At 66.4% G+C, this 14,628-nt stretch carries 13 protein-coding genes; 5 read left to right on the top strand and 8 right to left on the bottom strand.

Translation table 11 applies throughout. The features are described 5' to 3' along the window. The first annotated feature begins 172 nt into the window (after nucleotides 1-172). Nucleotides 173-481, top strand: coding sequence for a putative quinol monooxygenase (locus WKW80_RS07565; protein WP_340362943.1), 309 nt, complete (start codon nucleotides 173-175; stop codon nucleotides 479-481). Here WKW80_RS07565 and WKW80_RS07570 read toward each other — a convergent pair whose 3' ends face one another. The 3 genes from WKW80_RS07570 to WKW80_RS07580 all read right to left on the bottom strand — a co-directional run bounded on the left by WKW80_RS07570 (nucleotide 482) and on the right by WKW80_RS07580 (nucleotide 4,674). After that, on the bottom strand, nucleotides 482-1,393 hold the full coding sequence (locus WKW80_RS07570) for a c-type cytochrome (protein ID WP_340362944.1): 912 nt from the start codon (nucleotides 1,391-1,393) through the stop codon (nucleotides 482-484). Nucleotides 1,394-1,531: 138 nt separating this feature from the next. Next, nucleotides 1,532-2,530 carry a type I glyceraldehyde-3-phosphate dehydrogenase gene (gene gap, locus WKW80_RS07575; protein ID WP_340362945.1) on the bottom strand — a complete coding sequence of 333 codons (999 nt, stop codon included), beginning with the start codon at nucleotides 2,528-2,530 and terminating at the stop codon, nucleotides 1,532-1,534. 29 nt (nucleotides 2,531-2,559) lie between these two features. After that, the gene (locus WKW80_RS07580; protein WP_340362946.1) at nucleotides 2,560-4,674 is read right to left on the bottom strand and encodes a transketolase family protein; all 2,115 of its coding nucleotides are present in this window, start codon (nucleotides 4,672-4,674) and stop codon (nucleotides 2,560-2,562) included. 96 nt (nucleotides 4,675-4,770) lie between these two features. Here WKW80_RS07580 and speD point away from each other — a divergent pair, with 96 nt between their 5' ends. From speD to WKW80_RS07600, 4 genes are all read left to right on the top strand, one after another. Next, nucleotides 4,771-5,160 (top strand): adenosylmethionine decarboxylase, encoded by a 390-nt coding sequence (gene speD / locus WKW80_RS07585; protein WP_340362947.1) that lies wholly within the window; start codon nucleotides 4,771-4,773, stop codon nucleotides 5,158-5,160. Nucleotides 5,161-5,221: 61 nt separating this feature from the next. Next, nucleotides 5,222-5,944 (top strand): nucleotidyltransferase family protein, encoded by a 723-nt coding sequence (locus tag WKW80_RS07590; protein WP_340362948.1) that lies wholly within the window; start codon nucleotides 5,222-5,224, stop codon nucleotides 5,942-5,944. A gap of 104 nt (nucleotides 5,945-6,048) precedes the next feature. Next, nucleotides 6,049-7,431 carry an aminopeptidase P N-terminal domain-containing protein gene (locus tag WKW80_RS07595; protein WP_340362949.1) on the top strand — a complete coding sequence of 461 codons (1,383 nt, stop codon included), beginning with the start codon at nucleotides 6,049-6,051 and terminating at the stop codon, nucleotides 7,429-7,431. A gap of 29 nt (nucleotides 7,432-7,460) precedes the next feature. Beyond that, on the top strand, nucleotides 7,461-8,423 hold the full coding sequence (locus WKW80_RS07600) for a hypothetical protein (RefSeq protein ID WP_340362950.1): 963 nt from the start codon (nucleotides 7,461-7,463) through the stop codon (nucleotides 8,421-8,423). Here WKW80_RS07600 and WKW80_RS07605 read toward each other — a convergent pair. The 5 genes from WKW80_RS07605 to WKW80_RS07625 form a co-directional block, all read right to left on the bottom strand. Beyond that, nucleotides 8,414-9,994: a flavin monoamine oxidase family protein gene (locus WKW80_RS07605; RefSeq protein ID WP_340362951.1), complete on the bottom strand. Its 1,581-nt coding sequence runs from the start codon at nucleotides 9,992-9,994 to the stop codon at nucleotides 8,414-8,416. The genes WKW80_RS07600 and WKW80_RS07605 overlap by 10 nt on opposite strands. Next, the gene (locus WKW80_RS07610) at nucleotides 9,991-11,619 is read right to left on the bottom strand and encodes a polyamine aminopropyltransferase (RefSeq protein ID WP_340362952.1); all 1,629 of its coding nucleotides are present in this window, start codon (nucleotides 11,617-11,619) and stop codon (nucleotides 9,991-9,993) included. Before WKW80_RS07610 ends, WKW80_RS07605 begins: the two co-directional genes overlap by 4 nt. A 7-nt stretch (nucleotides 11,620-11,626) precedes the next feature. Further along, nucleotides 11,627-11,845, bottom strand: coding sequence for a DUF350 domain-containing protein (locus tag WKW80_RS07615; protein ID WP_340362953.1), 219 nt, complete (start codon nucleotides 11,843-11,845; stop codon nucleotides 11,627-11,629). A gap of 23 nt (nucleotides 11,846-11,868) precedes the next feature. Continuing rightward, the gene (locus tag WKW80_RS07620; RefSeq protein ID WP_340362954.1) at nucleotides 11,869-13,344 is read right to left on the bottom strand and encodes a DUF4178 domain-containing protein; all 1,476 of its coding nucleotides are present in this window, start codon (nucleotides 13,342-13,344) and stop codon (nucleotides 11,869-11,871) included. A 213-nt stretch (nucleotides 13,345-13,557) separates the two neighbouring features. Next, complete coding sequence (locus WKW80_RS07625) at nucleotides 13,558-14,613, bottom strand: SPFH domain-containing protein (RefSeq protein ID WP_340362955.1); 1,056 nt, start codon at nucleotides 14,611-14,613, stop codon at nucleotides 13,558-13,560. Between the last annotated feature and the right edge of the window lie 15 nt (nucleotides 14,614-14,628).

Here is a 14,628-nt window from a genome sequence, read left to right on the forward strand (position 1 = left end):
GATGAGCGCACTGTCGCGCGCGGCCATGCGTCCTGCCGTGCGCCAAACCGGAATTCACAGGTAGTCCAAATTCGCGGGCCACGGGCGCGACAGCGGCGATGAGCGGCATCGTCTAGATTCGGGGCACGTCGCCGCCGGCGGCAGCATCCACAACCAACGGAGCCAGGTTCACATGATCCACGTCGTCGCCATCATCACCGCCAAGGCCGGCCAGCGCGCCCAGGTCCTCGAAGCCTTCGCCGCCAACCGCCCGGCCGTGCTGGCCGAAGCCGGTTGCATCGAATACAACGCGACCATCGACGCCGAAGGCATGCCGCCGTCACGCGGCACGATGGGCGCCGACACCTTCGTCGTGGTCGAGAAATGGGAGACGCTGGACGCGCTCAAGGCGCATGCCGCGGCGCCGCACATGGCGGCCTATGGCGCGAAGACGAAAGACCTGCTGGAGAGCCGTGTCATCCACGTGCTGCAGCCCGTCTGATCAACTCTTCGCCGGCGTCGGCAGCGTCGTGAGGAACAGGTGCAGCGCCTGCATGTCGGTGTCGCTGATCTTGCCGAGCGAATCGAAAGGCATCACCTTCACGGCCGTGCCGTCGGCGCGCTTGCCGGTGCGGAACAACTGGATCAGGCTGGCGGCGTCGGGGTAGCGGGGCATCACCGAGCCCTCGCCGATTGCGAGACGAGCGGCCGGCGGCCAGTCGGGCGGGCCGCCCTCGATCTTGCCGCCGGCCAGCGTCGCGCCATGGCAGCCGAGGCACATGTTCGCCACATACGCGCCGTGTTCCCGCGTCACTGCCTGCGCCACGGGTTGCGTGGGCGGCAGCGTGTGATCGATCTTCGCGGCCGCGTCCCGGATCATCCCGTAGCCATAGAGCACACGCACCGGCACCGGGAGCTCCAGCACCGCGGCGCCGCCTTCCGCCGGCGGCATCGAACGGATGTACGCGACCAATGAAGCCAGGTCGTCATCGGTGTAGCGGTTGTAGTCCTCGCTCGGCATGATCATCAGTGGACGGCCTGCCGGATTGACGCCATGGCGAATCGACCGCACCCAGTCGCCCGGCTGGTAGGCGGCGGTCACGCTGCCCGGCCCCGGGCCGATGTGCGGGCCGATGACGCGAATGCCGTTCTTCGGGTCGTCGATGAAGACGCGCCCACCGCCGTTCGCGCCGTGGCAATCGACGCAACCGCGCGAGGAGAACAGGTACTGGCCGCGCGCAACGGCAGCCGCGTCGTCGCGCAACGCCACGGCCTGCACCGGGACGTCGAGCTTGCGCTCCATCCTGCGCTGCGCAAGCTGAAGGCCCAGCCAAACCGCCGCAATGGCCAGCGCCACCAGCAACAACAGGACCATGATGATCCGGCGCAGCCATTTTTTAGTGGAGAGTGACATCGGCGCGGCCCTCGCTCTGAATGAAAACGCGAATGCTTGCGGGGATTTCGCGCGGCGTCACTCGCCGCAGGTGCCAAAAAAAAGCGCGCCTGTCGCCAGGCGCGCATTTCGTGTGAAGCGGGCTTGGGGTCGGAAGGCTTACTTCGCCACCACGCGCACCATTTCGAGCACCTTGTTCGAGTAGCCCCATTCGTTGTCGTACCAGCTCACGACCTTGACGAAGGTGCCGTCGAGCGCAATGCCGGCTTCGGCGTCGAACACCGAGGTGCGCGGCTCGCCACGGAAGTCGGTGGAGACGACCTTGTCCTCTGTGTAGCCGAGCACGCCCTTGAGCGCGCCTTCGGATTGGCTCTTCATCTCGGCGCAGATCTCGGCGTAGGTGGCAGCCGTTTCGAGCTCGACGACCAGGTCGACCACCGACACGTCGGAGGTCGGCACGCGGAAGCTCATGCCGGTCAGCTTCTTGTTGAGCGATGGAATCACCACGCCTACGGCCTTGGCCGCGCCGGTGCTCGACGGGATGATGTTCTCGAGGATGCCGCGACCGCCGCGCCAGTCCTTGTTGCTCGGGCCGTCCACGGTCTTCTGCGTCGCGGTGGCGGCGTGCACGGTGGTCATCAGGCCGCGCTTGATACCCCACTTGTCGTGCAGCACCTTGGCCACGGGTGCCAGGCAGTTGGTGGTGCAGCTGGCGTTGCTGATGATGGCTTCGCCCTTGTAGGTGCTGTCGTTGACGCCGTAGACGAACATCGGCGTGTCGTCCTTGCTCGGTGCGGACATCACGACCTTCTTGGCGCCCGCGTCGATGTGCTTCTGGCCGGTTTCCTTGGTGAGGAACAGGCCGGTGGCCTCGACCACGATGTCGGCGCCGATGTCGCTCCACTTCAGGTTGGCCGGGTCGCGCTCCTGCGTCAGGCGGATCTTCCGGCCGTTGACGACGAGCGTGTTGCCCTCGACCGACACTTCGCCCTTGAAGCGGCCATGCACGGAGTCGTACTGCAGCATGTAGGCCAGGTATTCGGGCTCGAGCAGGTCGTTGATGCCGACCACTTCGATGTCCTTGAAGTTCTGCACGGCCGCACGAAACACCATGCGCCCGATGCGGCCGAAGCCGTTGATACCGATCTTGATTGCCACAGATAGCTCCTAGAGTTGCTTGAAAAGGGTTACTTCGCGAGCACGGCGCGAACCGTGTCCGCCACGTTGTCTGGCGTGAAGCCGAAGTGCTTGAACAGTGCGCCCGCCGGGGCCGACTCGCCGAAGGTGTCGATGCCGACGACCGCCGCGCAGCCGTATTTCCACCATCCGCCGGTCACGCCCATTTCGACCGCGATGCGCGGCAGGCCGGCCGGCAGCACGGCCTTCTTGTAGGCCGTGGACTGGCGGTCGAAAACCGTCGTGCTGGGCATGGAGACCACGCGGACAGCGATCTTCTGCTCGGCGAGCAGCTTCTGCGCCGCGACAGCGTGCTGCACCTCGGAGCCGGTCGCGATCAGGACCGCCTGCGCCTTCTTCTTCAGGCCGACGTCCGCCGGCTCGCTGAGCACATAGGCACCCTTGCTGATGTCGGCCAGGTCCTTCTTGGCCGAGTAGGCGAGGTTCTGGCGCGACAGCAGCAGCGCGCTCGGGCGGCCCTGCGTCTGCAACGCGACGGCCCAGGCCACCGCCGTCTCGGCCGTGTCGCCCGGACGCCAGACGTCGAGGTTCGGGATCAGGCGCAGCGAGGCCGCATGCTCGATCGACTGGTGCGTCGGGCCGTCTTCGCCCAGGCCGATGGAATCGTGCGTGAACACGTGGATGATGCGACGCTTCATCAGCGCGGCCATGCGGATCGCATTGCGGCTGTAGTCGCTGAAGGTGAGGAAGGTGCCGCCGTAGGGGATGTAGCCGCCGTGCAGCGCCACGCCGTTCATGATCGCGGCCATCCCGAACTCGCGCACGCCGTAGTTGATGTGGCGGCCGATCTGGCCGTGCGCGGGCTCGGCACCGCTCGTGGTGCTGTCGGGGCAGGGCTCGTCCTCGGCGCCCTGGTCGGGCTGCTCCACCGGCGCGGTCATCACGACGTCGCCGTTGGCATCGAAGCGCAAGGCCGGCGTGCTCTTGGTGTTGGTGAGGTTCGAGCCGGTGAGGTCGGCGCTGCCGCCGAGCATCTCGGGCAGGGCGGCGGTGAAGAACTCCAGCGCAATCTGCGATGCCTTGCGCGAGGCCACTGTCTCGGCCTTGGTGTCGGCCGACACCACGGTGTCGAACGCGACCTGGTTGAAGTTGGCCGGCAGGTCGCCCTTCATGCGGCGGGTGAAGTCCGCGGCAAGTTCGGGATGGGCGGCGCTGTAGGCGGCGAAACGCTCGTTCCAGGCCGCTTCTTCCTTGGCGCCGCGGTCCTTGGCGTCCCAGTCGGCGTACGCTTCCGCGGGAACCTCGAAGGCCGGATACGGCCAGCCAAGCGCTTCGCGCGTCAGCTTGATTTCTTCCGCGCCCAGCGGTTCGCCGTGGGCCTTGGCCGTGTTGGCGCGGTTCGGGCTGCCCTTGCCGATCTGCGTCTTGCAGACGATCAAGGTGGGCTGGTTGGCGCTGGCGCCGTGCGTCTTGGCTTCGGCGATGGCTTTCGACACTTCATTGGCGTCGTTGCCTTCGATCGGGCCGATCACATGCCAGCCGTAGGCCTTGAAGCGTTCCGCGGTGTTGTCGATGAACCAGGGCTTGACCTGGCCGTCGATGCTGATGCCGTTGTCGTCATACATCGCGATCAGCTTGCCGAGCCGCCAGGCGCCGGCGATGGCGCAGGCTTCGTGGCTGATGCCTTCCATCATGCAGCCGTCGCCGAGGAACACGTAGGTGTGGTGGTCGACGATGTCATGCCCGCTGCGATTGAACTCGCTGGCCAGGAGCTTCTCGGCGAGCGCAAAGCCGACGGCGTTGGCGATGCCCTGGCCGAGCGGCCCGGTCGTCGTTTCCACGCCCGGGGTCACGTCGACTTCGGGGTGCCCCGGCGTCTTGCTGTGCAGTTGGCGGAAGTGCTTGAGTTGCTCGATCGGCAGGTCGTACCCGGCGAGGTGCAGCACGGCGTATTGCAGCATCGAGGCGTGGCCGTTCGACAGGATGAAGCGGTCGCGATTGGCCCAGTGCGGGTTGCTCGGGTTGAACTGCAGGTGTTCGCCCCAGAGCGCGACAGCCATGTCGGCCATGCCCATCGGCGCACCCGGGTGACCCGAGTTGGCGGTTTGCACGGCGTCCATTGCCAACGCGCGGATCGCGTTGGCCATCAGGGCTTGGTTGGCCATTTGGGAAGGCTTTCGAGGAGGGGGATTGGGGGGAGCCCGCGATTTTAGCGAACGAGCCCCCCGGGCCCGGCGCGATGGGCTGCTAGAGTGCCGCGCATGCACGGCCTGCACCTTACCGCCGACCTTCAGGATTGCCAATGCGAATCACATTGGCTGCTCGACGCCGAGGCGCTGGGCGCTGCCTGCGTCGAAGCCGTCGAGGGGGCGGGTCTGCAGGGCGTGGCCCGGCTTTCCCACACATTTCCATCGACGGCACAGGGCGTGGGCGGCGTCACGGCCACGGTGCTGCTCGCCGAGTCGCACCTGTGCATCCACACTTGGCCCGAGCAGGGCGCGGTCACGCTCGACGTCTACGTCTGCAACTTCGGCGGCGACCATTCGGCCAAGGCGCATGACCTGATGGCCGCCCTGCTGGCGCTGTTCAAGCCGGGGCATGTCGAGCGCCATGCCATCACGCGGGGCAGCCTGAGGACGGTGAACGCGTGAGCGCAGTGCCGGGCCGCCCCAAACAAGCTCGCACCGCAGTGCGAAACACGGAGGTTACCCAATGAGCGGCGCCGCGATCACCACCAAGGCGATGATCCTGGCCGCCGGCCGCGGCGAGCGGATGCGACCCCTGACCGACGTCACGCCCAAGCCCATGCTGGAAGTGCTCGGCAAGCCGCTGATGCAGTGGCCGATGGACGCGCTGAAGGCGGGCGGCTTCTCCGACTTGGTAGTGAACACGGCCTGGCTCGGCGACCAGATTTCCGACCACTTCGGCCCCTCTATCACCTACTCGCACGAGGGACGCGACTTCGGCGGGGCGCTGGAGACGGTAGGCGGCATCGTGCGTGCGCTGCCGATGCTCGGCGACGTCTTCTGGGTCGCGGCCGGCGACGTGTATGCACCCGACTTCCGCTTCACGCAAGAGGCGGTCAGCCGCTTCAAGGCCGGGGGCATGCTGGCGCACCTGTGGCTGGTGCCGAACCCGGCCCACAAGCCGCGCGGGGATTTCGGCCTCGACGCGCAGGGCCGGGCACTGAATCAAGCCGACGAGACGTACACCTTTTCGACGATCGCCCTCTACCGCGCGGCCATGTTCATGCCGCCTTGGTGCGCCATCCCCGCCGGCAATCCGCTGGGCGCGAAGGCCGCGCTGGCGCCACTCCTGCGCCTGGCGATGGTTGCGGGCCGCGTCAGCGCCGAGCTCTACACCGGCGCCTGGGCCGACGTCGGCACGCCGGAGCGCCTCGCGCAGTTGAACGCCATCGAAAAACGGCCCGCCTGAAGAACGGGCCGTCGAGAAGTTGCGCTGGCCATGCACTTTCAAAACTAAACTGGCGTGCTGCAGCGCAACAAGCGCTTGTTACAGACCTGTGGCATCGTTTGGGCATGACTTCGACTCTTTATTCAGACCGCCGCTCCCGCCTCGCCGCCCAATTGGGCGCGGACGGAATTGCCGTGATCCCCACCGCGCCGGAACACGGCCGAAATCGCGACAGCGATTACCTGTATCGACACGACAGTTACTTTTTCTACCTCACCGGGTTCTCCGAACCCAACGCCTGCCTGGTCTTGACGGGTGACGGCGCCAGCACGCTTTTTTGTGCGCCCAAGGATCTGGAGCGCGAAATCTGGGACGGCTACCGTCTGGGGCCGGACGCCGCACCTATGGCGCTCGGCGTCGATCAGGCTTACGCGATCGGCGAGCTCGACAATCGGCTGCCGAAACTGCTGGAAAACCGTTCGGTCGTCTGGTATCCGTTCGCCACGCACAAGGGGCTGGAATCGCGCATCGATGGCTGGCTGTCGTCGGTGCGGGCTCGGGTGCGCTACGGCGCGTTGTGCCCCGAGGAGCAGCGCGATTTGTGCGGACCCATGGACGAGATGCGCCTGGTAAAGGACGCGCACGAGCAGGACACGATGCGCCGCGCCGCGCAGATCAGCGCCCGCGCCCACGTCCGCGCCATGCAGCTCAGCGCCCGCATGCTGCGCGAGGGACAGGACGTGCGCGAATACCACCTCGACGCCGAACTGCTGCATGAATTCCGCCGGGGCGGCTCACAGTACCCGGCCTACGGCTCCATCGTCGCGGCAGGCGCCAATGCCTGCGTGCTCCACTACCGCGCCGATGCCGCGCCGGTGCGCGACGGCGAGCTGGTTCTGATCGACGCTGGCTGCGAACTCGACGGCTATGCCAGCGACATCACCCGCACCTTCCCGGCCAACGGCAAGTTCACCGGCCCGCAGCGCGCGTTGTACGACCTGGTGCTGGCCAGCCAGGACGCGGCGGTGGCGGCGACGAAGGCCGGAGCGCGCTTCACGGACCCGCACGATGCCACCGTGCGCGTGCTTTCGCAGGGCATGCTCGACGTCGGTCTGCTCGACGCCAACAAGGTCGGCAGCGTGGACGACGTGATCGAGCAGCGCGCCTACTTCCCCTTCTACATGCACCGCACAGGCCACTGGCTCGGCATGGACGTACACGACTGCGGCAGCTACGTGGAGCCCACGCAGGTCGGCGAGGTGAGCGAGCGCAAGGACCCGCTGTCCAACGAGATCATCAAGAACCGCCCCAGCCGCATCCTGCACGCGGGCATGGTGCTGACCATCGAGCCCGGCATCTACGTGAGGCCGGCCGAGGGCGTGCCGGAGCAGTTCCACAACATCGGCATCCGTATAGAGGACGACGCGATCGTCACGGCCACCGGCTGCGAATTGATCTCGCGCGGCGTGCCGGTGAAGGCGGACGAGATCGAAGCGTTGATGCGCTGAGCCCGAAACCCATGGGCGACCGCATTTCTATGATCATCCCCGACCAGGCGGGCGGGGTGATGGACTACGCCAACGTGATGGCCGAGCGCATGGGCGACGCGCGCGTACTGACCTACCGCAAGGACTTGAACGTCGACGGCGATGTCGTGCTCCTGCATGTGAGCGGCTATGGCTACTCCCGCTACGGCGCGCCGTTCCACCTGCTGTCCTGGGTTCGCAGGAACAAGCCGCGCATGAAGCGCTTCGGCGTCTTCATGCACGAGGCCTACGCCACCAGCAACCGCATCACCTCCTCGGTGTTCTGGGTGTGGCGGGCGCAGCGCCACGTCGCGAGCCAACTGGCGAAGCATTCCGATTTCTGGATCTCCAACACGACGAAGGTCCATGCCTGGCTGGAGACGCAGGCGGGCGACCTGCCGCACCTGTGGATGCCGGTGTTTTCCAACATCGGCGAACTTGCCGGCTTGACAGGCATCTCCAGGAACAAGGCGCTGGTCGTGTTCGGCAGCGAGCCTGTGCGGACCGGCACCTGGCGTGCAGCCGGCGAGGCGCTGTTTCGCTGGGCCAAGGCAAGCGGCATCGCACTCCACGACATCGGCTCGCCGTTGCGCGACGCGGAAGTGGCCGCATTGCTGCAGACCCACGGCGTGATCGCCCACGGACGCCTGCCACCGGACGCCGTCCAGCAGGCGTTCGGCAAGGCGACCTACGGCCTCGTCGCGTACTCGCCTCATGACGTCGCCAAGAGCGGCATCTTCGCGGCCTATTGCGCGCATGGGCTGGTGCCGGTGCTGCTGTCCGAGAACACCGGCAACTACGACGGGCTCGAAAGCGGCGTGCACTACCTGAAGGGCATTCCCACGACGGACCCGGGTCCCGCGGATGTCGTACGCATCTCGCAGGCTGCATTCGACTGGTATCAGGGTCATTCGGTCGGCGCATGTGTCGCCGCTGTTGACGCGCTGCTGCGTCCGGAGGCCCCTCACCGCTGAATGGCAAGCGCGGCCAGGTGCCCTCGCGTGAACGCTTCCTCGAAGATCGAATAGCCCGACCAGTCGGCATGCGCGAACAGGAGTCGCCCGCGCGACGGTGCCTGCGGGCCGATGCGGTCCAGCAGGCCAGGCGTGGGCATCGCCATCGCATGGCCATAGCGGGTGATGTCGATGCGCGTGGCCTTGCTTCGCACGTCGGGATGCGGCACCGAGAGTTCGGCGAGCACGTCGTCGCGCCAGCCGGTCCATGGACGATCCAGCAGGAGCCGGCGCCCATCGCCACTGTCGTAGCTGCTCGGGCCAAGCGGTCGGTACCAGCTCAGCACGGTAGGGCCAGGCGTCGGGTCCAGTGATTGGTGCTGCGCGTCGACATAGCCGAGCCCGCGGGTGCCGAAGAGCACGTTGTCCCAGCTCGGCGCGGCACCGGGCCGGTCGGCGAGGGGCGCGCGCAAGTGCATGTTGGCGACCAGCCAGGGAGCGTACTTCACAGTCGCTGCGGCATTGCGCAAGACCTCGGGCGGGTTTTCGACCACGCGCGCCGCGATGAAGACGGGCAGCGCGACCACGCAGTGCTCGGCCTGCCAGCGCACCATCGATCGAGACACCACGTCGAACGCATCGACCTCGACACCGCTGCGCGTTTCGGCAATGCGTGTGACGACCTGGCCGGGCTTGATTCGATCACCGAGCGGCTGCGCCATCCGGCGCGTCAGCCAACCGTTACCCTCGGGCCAGGTCAACACGGCATCGCGCTCCGCGTTGTCATCACCTGGCGCATGAAAGCCATGCCGACTCGCGAAGTAGTGAATGCCGGCCCAGGCCGAGACATGCGCCGCACCCGCGCCGTAGTCGTCGCGGCAGCAGTAGTCGAGGTACCAGCGCAGATGCGGCTCGTCGAGCCCCTCCTGGTCGAGCCACGTCGCGAACGGCATGGCGTCGAGCGCCCTCAGTGTCGGCGTGAGCGGCGCGCGCAACGTCGGTATGACGAAGCGGGCCGCTGTCTGCAGCGCCCCCACGCGCTGCGCAAACAGGCTGTACTGCGCGAGCGCGGTGGCGCCCACGCCCTGCACAGGCAGCAAGCCATCGTGCCACTCGCCTTCGAAGAAGATGCGCTCCTGCGGGCTGTGGCAGAGGTGCCGCTCGTCGTACTGCCAGCGCCCGGCCACGCGTTGGCGCAAGCCGAGTTCCTCGAGCAGGTCCTGCACCTCGTGGGCGTCGTTGCCGGGCACCGGCAGGTAGTGCGCGCCGAGCGGGCAAGTCAGCCCGTTGACCGTGCCGCCGCGGCTGTTGCCGCCGGGCGTGTCCTCGAGTTCGAGCAGCGCGAAGTCCTCGATGCCCGACAGGCGCAATGCGCGCGCCGCCGCAAGTCCCGACACTCCGCCGCCCGCAATCAGAACGCGCGTGCGTCGCGCCTGCGAGGGCGTCGTGCCGCGCACGAGGTCGTCGCGCAATGCATGCCCGCGCGCCACATCGATGCCGGTGAAGCCGCCTTCGATGGTTGCGGAGGGCGAATTGCATCCGCCCAGCGCAAACGCTGCGCTACCGGCAGCCAGGAACTCGCGACGCTTCAATGGGCGACCACCTTGCCCCACTCCTGTTCATAGGTGGTCACCAAGATCTGGTTCGACAGCCGATTCACTTCCGTCGGCACGCGCGCCATGTCCTTCGGAAAATCGAACAGCAGCGGCATCGTCTGCGGCGTGAGGAAGCGCAGCCCCTCCGGCAATGCATCGGGCAGGCGATAGGGCCGGCGGCTCGCAACGATGTAGCCCCATTCGCCAAAACTCGGCACGTGCGCGTGGTACGGCGTGGCGATCAGCCCGACCGATTCGATGGTCGTCGCCACGGTCCAGAAGCTCTTGCGCGCGACCAGCGGCGAGGTGGTCTGGATCACCGCATAGCCGCTGGCCGACAGGCGCTTGTCGAGCAGCGCGTAGAAGGCATTGGTATAGAGCTTGCCGATCGCGAAGTTGGTCGGGTCGGGAAAGTCGACGACGATGACGTCGAACAGGTCACCGGCCGCTGCGCGTGGTTCGCTTCCCGTCAAAGGGGCGCGCGCATCTTGGGTCGGCCCGCCGCTGCGCGGGTCTGCGCCCGTTTGCTGCAGCCACTGGAACGCATCTGCGTTGACGATCTTCACCTTCGGCGATTTCAGCGACCCGTCGTTCAACGCCGCCAGCGTCTCGTGCTCGGTGAACAACTTCGTCATGTTCGGATCGAGCTCGACCAGCGTGACCTGCTCCACCGACGGGTACCTGAGGATCTCCCGCACCGCCATGCCGTCGCCACCCCCCAGCACCGCCACCTTCTTCGGCGCGCCGTGCGCCGCCATGACCGGATGCACCAGCGCTTCGTGGTAGCGGTATTCGTCGCGTTCGGCAAATTGCAGGTTGCCGTTGAGGAACAGCCGATGCCCGAGCTGCCCGCGCGTGACCACGATGCGCTGGTACGGCGAGGTCGCGCTGAACACGATGTGGTCCTGGTAGAACTTGTCCTCCGCGACGGTCGTGATGTGGTCCGCGCCCACGAACGCCGCGCCGATCGCCGCCAGCGTCAGTGCACAAGCCACCCCGTGCGACACCACGCGCCGCAACTCATGCCGGAACAACCAGAGTGCCCAGACGGCAACGGCGGCGTTCATGAAGCCAAACAGCAGGCCGGTGCGGATCATGCCGAGCTGCGGCACCAGCAGCAGCGGAAACGCGATCGACACAGCCAGCGCGCCCAGGTAGTCGAAGGTCAGCACCTGTGACACCAGGTCCTTGAGTTGCACGTTGCGCTTGAGGATGCGCATGACGAGTGGAATCTCCAGCCCGACCAGCGTGCCGACCACCATCACCAGCCCATACAACAGCAACCGGAACGCGCCGGGGAGCCAGGCATTCGCCATGAACAGGAGCGCCGGCAACGCGCCACCCACCAGCGCCACCAGCAACTCGATGCGCAGGAAATGCGCCGGCAGTTGTCGCTCGAGATAACGCGAAAGCCACGAGCCCACGCCCATCGCGAAGAGATAGGTGCCGATGATGGTGCTGAACTGCAGCACCGAATCGCCGAGCAGGTACGAGCTCAGCGCTGCGGCAGTCAGTTCGTACACCAGCCCGCAGGCCGCGATGACGAACACGCTGGCCAGCAACGCGATCTCGACCGGCCGCGCGCCGGCGATGGCCCGCGCGGGCGGAGACACGACGCTCACGACAGCGTCAATGAATCGCCGCCGCGACGATCACGCAAATGCCCAGGCTCATCGCAGCGACCACGAGCCCCAGCGCCATGTTCTGTTTCTCGACGATCTCACGCCACAGGTCGTACGGCGTGATCTTGTCGATGATCAGGAACGCGACCCAGAACACCATGACGCCGATCACGGCATACAGGAGCGAGCCGAGGATGACGCCCGGTTTCAGCCATTCAAATCCCATGGGGACCTCCAGTCAAAGTCATTTCATTTATGCCCACCGCCACTCGAGAAACCGCCCGATGACCCCCCTGAACTGCGGTAGCCGCCCCCCGACGAACTGCTGCAGGTGCTCAGGATGATCAGCAGGATGAGGATGATCACCACGATCAGGATGATGGTGCCGCAGCCCAGGCTCGACGCGGCGCTCACCGGCGACGCGTCATTGCGCTTGAACATCTCCTTCTTCGCGTCGAGCTTGAACGCCGCCGCGACGGCGGCGCTGTCGAGCTTGTCGCCAGACGACCAGGTCAGCTCATTGGGCGAGCGCTCCATCGACAGCAGGCTGTTCCCGCTGGCGAAATCCCGGTTGAAGGTGGTCTGCCCGCGTTCGACTTTCCAATAGAACTCGCCGGCTACGTAGGTGGTTTCGGCGTTATACGCGTACTGCTGCTGGTAGCGCTTGCCGAGATAGGTGGCGGTCGCGCCGCTCTCGGCCATGGTTGGCGCGCCGGTCGTCGGCTGGACCATGCTCCAGCCGTCTTCGGCGTCGACCAGGAAGCTGAAGCCCCGTTTCTTGTTGAACAGCAGGTATTCGTCCCAGCCGAAATGCTCGTCATCGCCGGGCGCGTTGCCCATGCGGTGCTGAAAGCCGACCACCTGCCACTGCGCGCCCTGCAGTTGGCCCAGCGTGCCGAGCGCGATCAGTGGACGCACCGGCTCGTCCTGCTCGACGTGCTTCAGCTCGCCGCCGATGCCTTGGGTCAGGTCGATGATGCTGTGGCAGCTGCCGCAGGTGATGCTCTTGCTGCTCTCGAAGTTGACGGTGACCGGCACGCCGCAATTCGGGCAGTTGAAGCCGCGGCCTTTCTCGTCCTTCGCCGATTCGTCGCGCAGTCCGGTGAGCTTCAGGTCTTCGAGTCGAACCGCGCGGCCGAGGTAGGCGCCTGGCGGGTTGGCGCCGTAGTCCAGGCTCAGCACCAGTCCCTTGTCGCTGCGCAGCTCGACCACCGCGAAAGGCCGCCCCAATTCGGGCAGTTTCGGCAGTTCGCCTTGCGCCGACACCAGTTGCACCTGCTCGTTGGAGGCAACCGTGTAGTTCTCGCCGTTGATGGCGGTGGTCGCGCCGACGCGCAGCGCGGAGACTGGCGGTGCGGCGTGCCGCAGCGCCAGCGGCAGCGAGAAGACGAACGCGCCGTTGTCCTCGCTCAGGGTCCCGGTGCGGTCGCTGTCGAGTGCGGCAATCCACTCGGTCCAGCGTCCACCGGCATAGCTGTACTGCAGTCGGCCGACCAGCGTGAAGGGCTTGTCCTGGATGCGGCCAGCCGCGAACAATTGCAGCGGGCTGAAGTCATCGAACAGCTCGGCCATCTTGCCGATCCGTGCCAGCGTCTCGCCCTGCCGCACCACGGTGCTCTGGCAATACGGGCAGACGGCAAAGGTCGACTGCGCCGAACGGAACTCGACCGGCGCGCCGCAGCCGGGGCAGGGCGCCCGATAGGCGCGCTGGCTCTCCTCAGCCATGGTGCGCGCAAGCGCCGCGTTTCAATTCCAGGAATACCGCGGAGCCGGCTTTGCCGGGCCGCCGGTATTGTCCCCGGCAGGGGGCGGGAGGAGCGCACGAAGTGCGCGGAGCCTGGGGGGGAGCAACACACTTTCCGGACCGCTGGCAATGCGCCCGGCAGGGGGCGAGGGAAGCGCCACGCAGAGCGCGTAGCCTGCGGGCAAGCAACATCTCTACACCAGCTTCTTGAGCAATTCCGCCTTCTTGGCGTCGAATTCTTCCTGCGTCAGGATCCCCTTGGATTTGAGTTCGCCGAGTTTTTCGAGCGTGGTCATCACATCGGCCGCGCTGACCACTGCCACCACCGGTTGTGCCACCGCCGCGCCGGCAGCCGCGGCGGCGTTGGCGTTCGGGTTCAGGCCTTGCGAAAGGTTCTGCGCCAGCACCTGCCCCAGTGCCACGCCGGCCCCCAGCCCCATCGCATCGCCCGCGATGCCTCCACCATGCGCCGCGCCTTCCGCAAACTTCGGAATCGCCTGCGCCGTCTGGTACTGCATGAACTTGCCCATGTCGTTGCCGACCATGCCCATGCCGATTTTCTGGTCGAGGATCTTCTGCAGTTCCTCGGGCAGCGACACGTTCTGCACGGTGATGTTCTCGAGCTTGATGCCGATCTTGGCGAACTCGGGCACCAGTTGCGTGGCCAGCGCCGTCGCAAACTGGATCTGGTTGGCCGCAAGGTCAAGGAAGGGCACGCCGCTGGACGCGATCGCATTGCTGATGTTTTGCAGCACCAGGCCGCGCAGTTGACCGTCGAGATCGGCCACCGTGTAGACATCCCGCGTGCCCGAGATCTCGGTATGGAACAGCTTGGCATCGCCGATCCGGAACGAATAGTTGCCGAAGGCGCGAATGCGCACCGCACCGAAGTCCTTGTCGCGCACGGTGATCGGCTGCGGCGTGCCCCACTTCTGGTCGACCTGCTGGCGCGTGCTGAAGAAGTAGACGTCGCTCTTGAACGGGGACTCGAACAGCTTGTCCCAGTTCTTCAGGTAGGTCAGCACCGGCAGCGTCTGCGTCGTGAGCTTATACAGGCCGGGGCCGAACACGTCGGCCACCTTGCCCTCATTGACGAACACCGCAACCTGCGACTCGCGCACCGTGAGCGAGGCGCCGTTCTGGATTTCCATCTCCGCCATCGGGAAGCGCCAGGCCAGCGTGCCGTCGCCGGTCTCGGTCCACTGGATGATGTCGATGAACTGCTTCTTGATGAAATCCATCAGGGCCATGGTTGCTCCTCGGGA

The sequence above is a fragment of the Variovorax humicola genome (assembly GCF_037889915.1).
Classification (GTDB): Bacteria; Pseudomonadota; Gammaproteobacteria; order Burkholderiales; family Burkholderiaceae_C; genus Variovorax; species Variovorax humicola.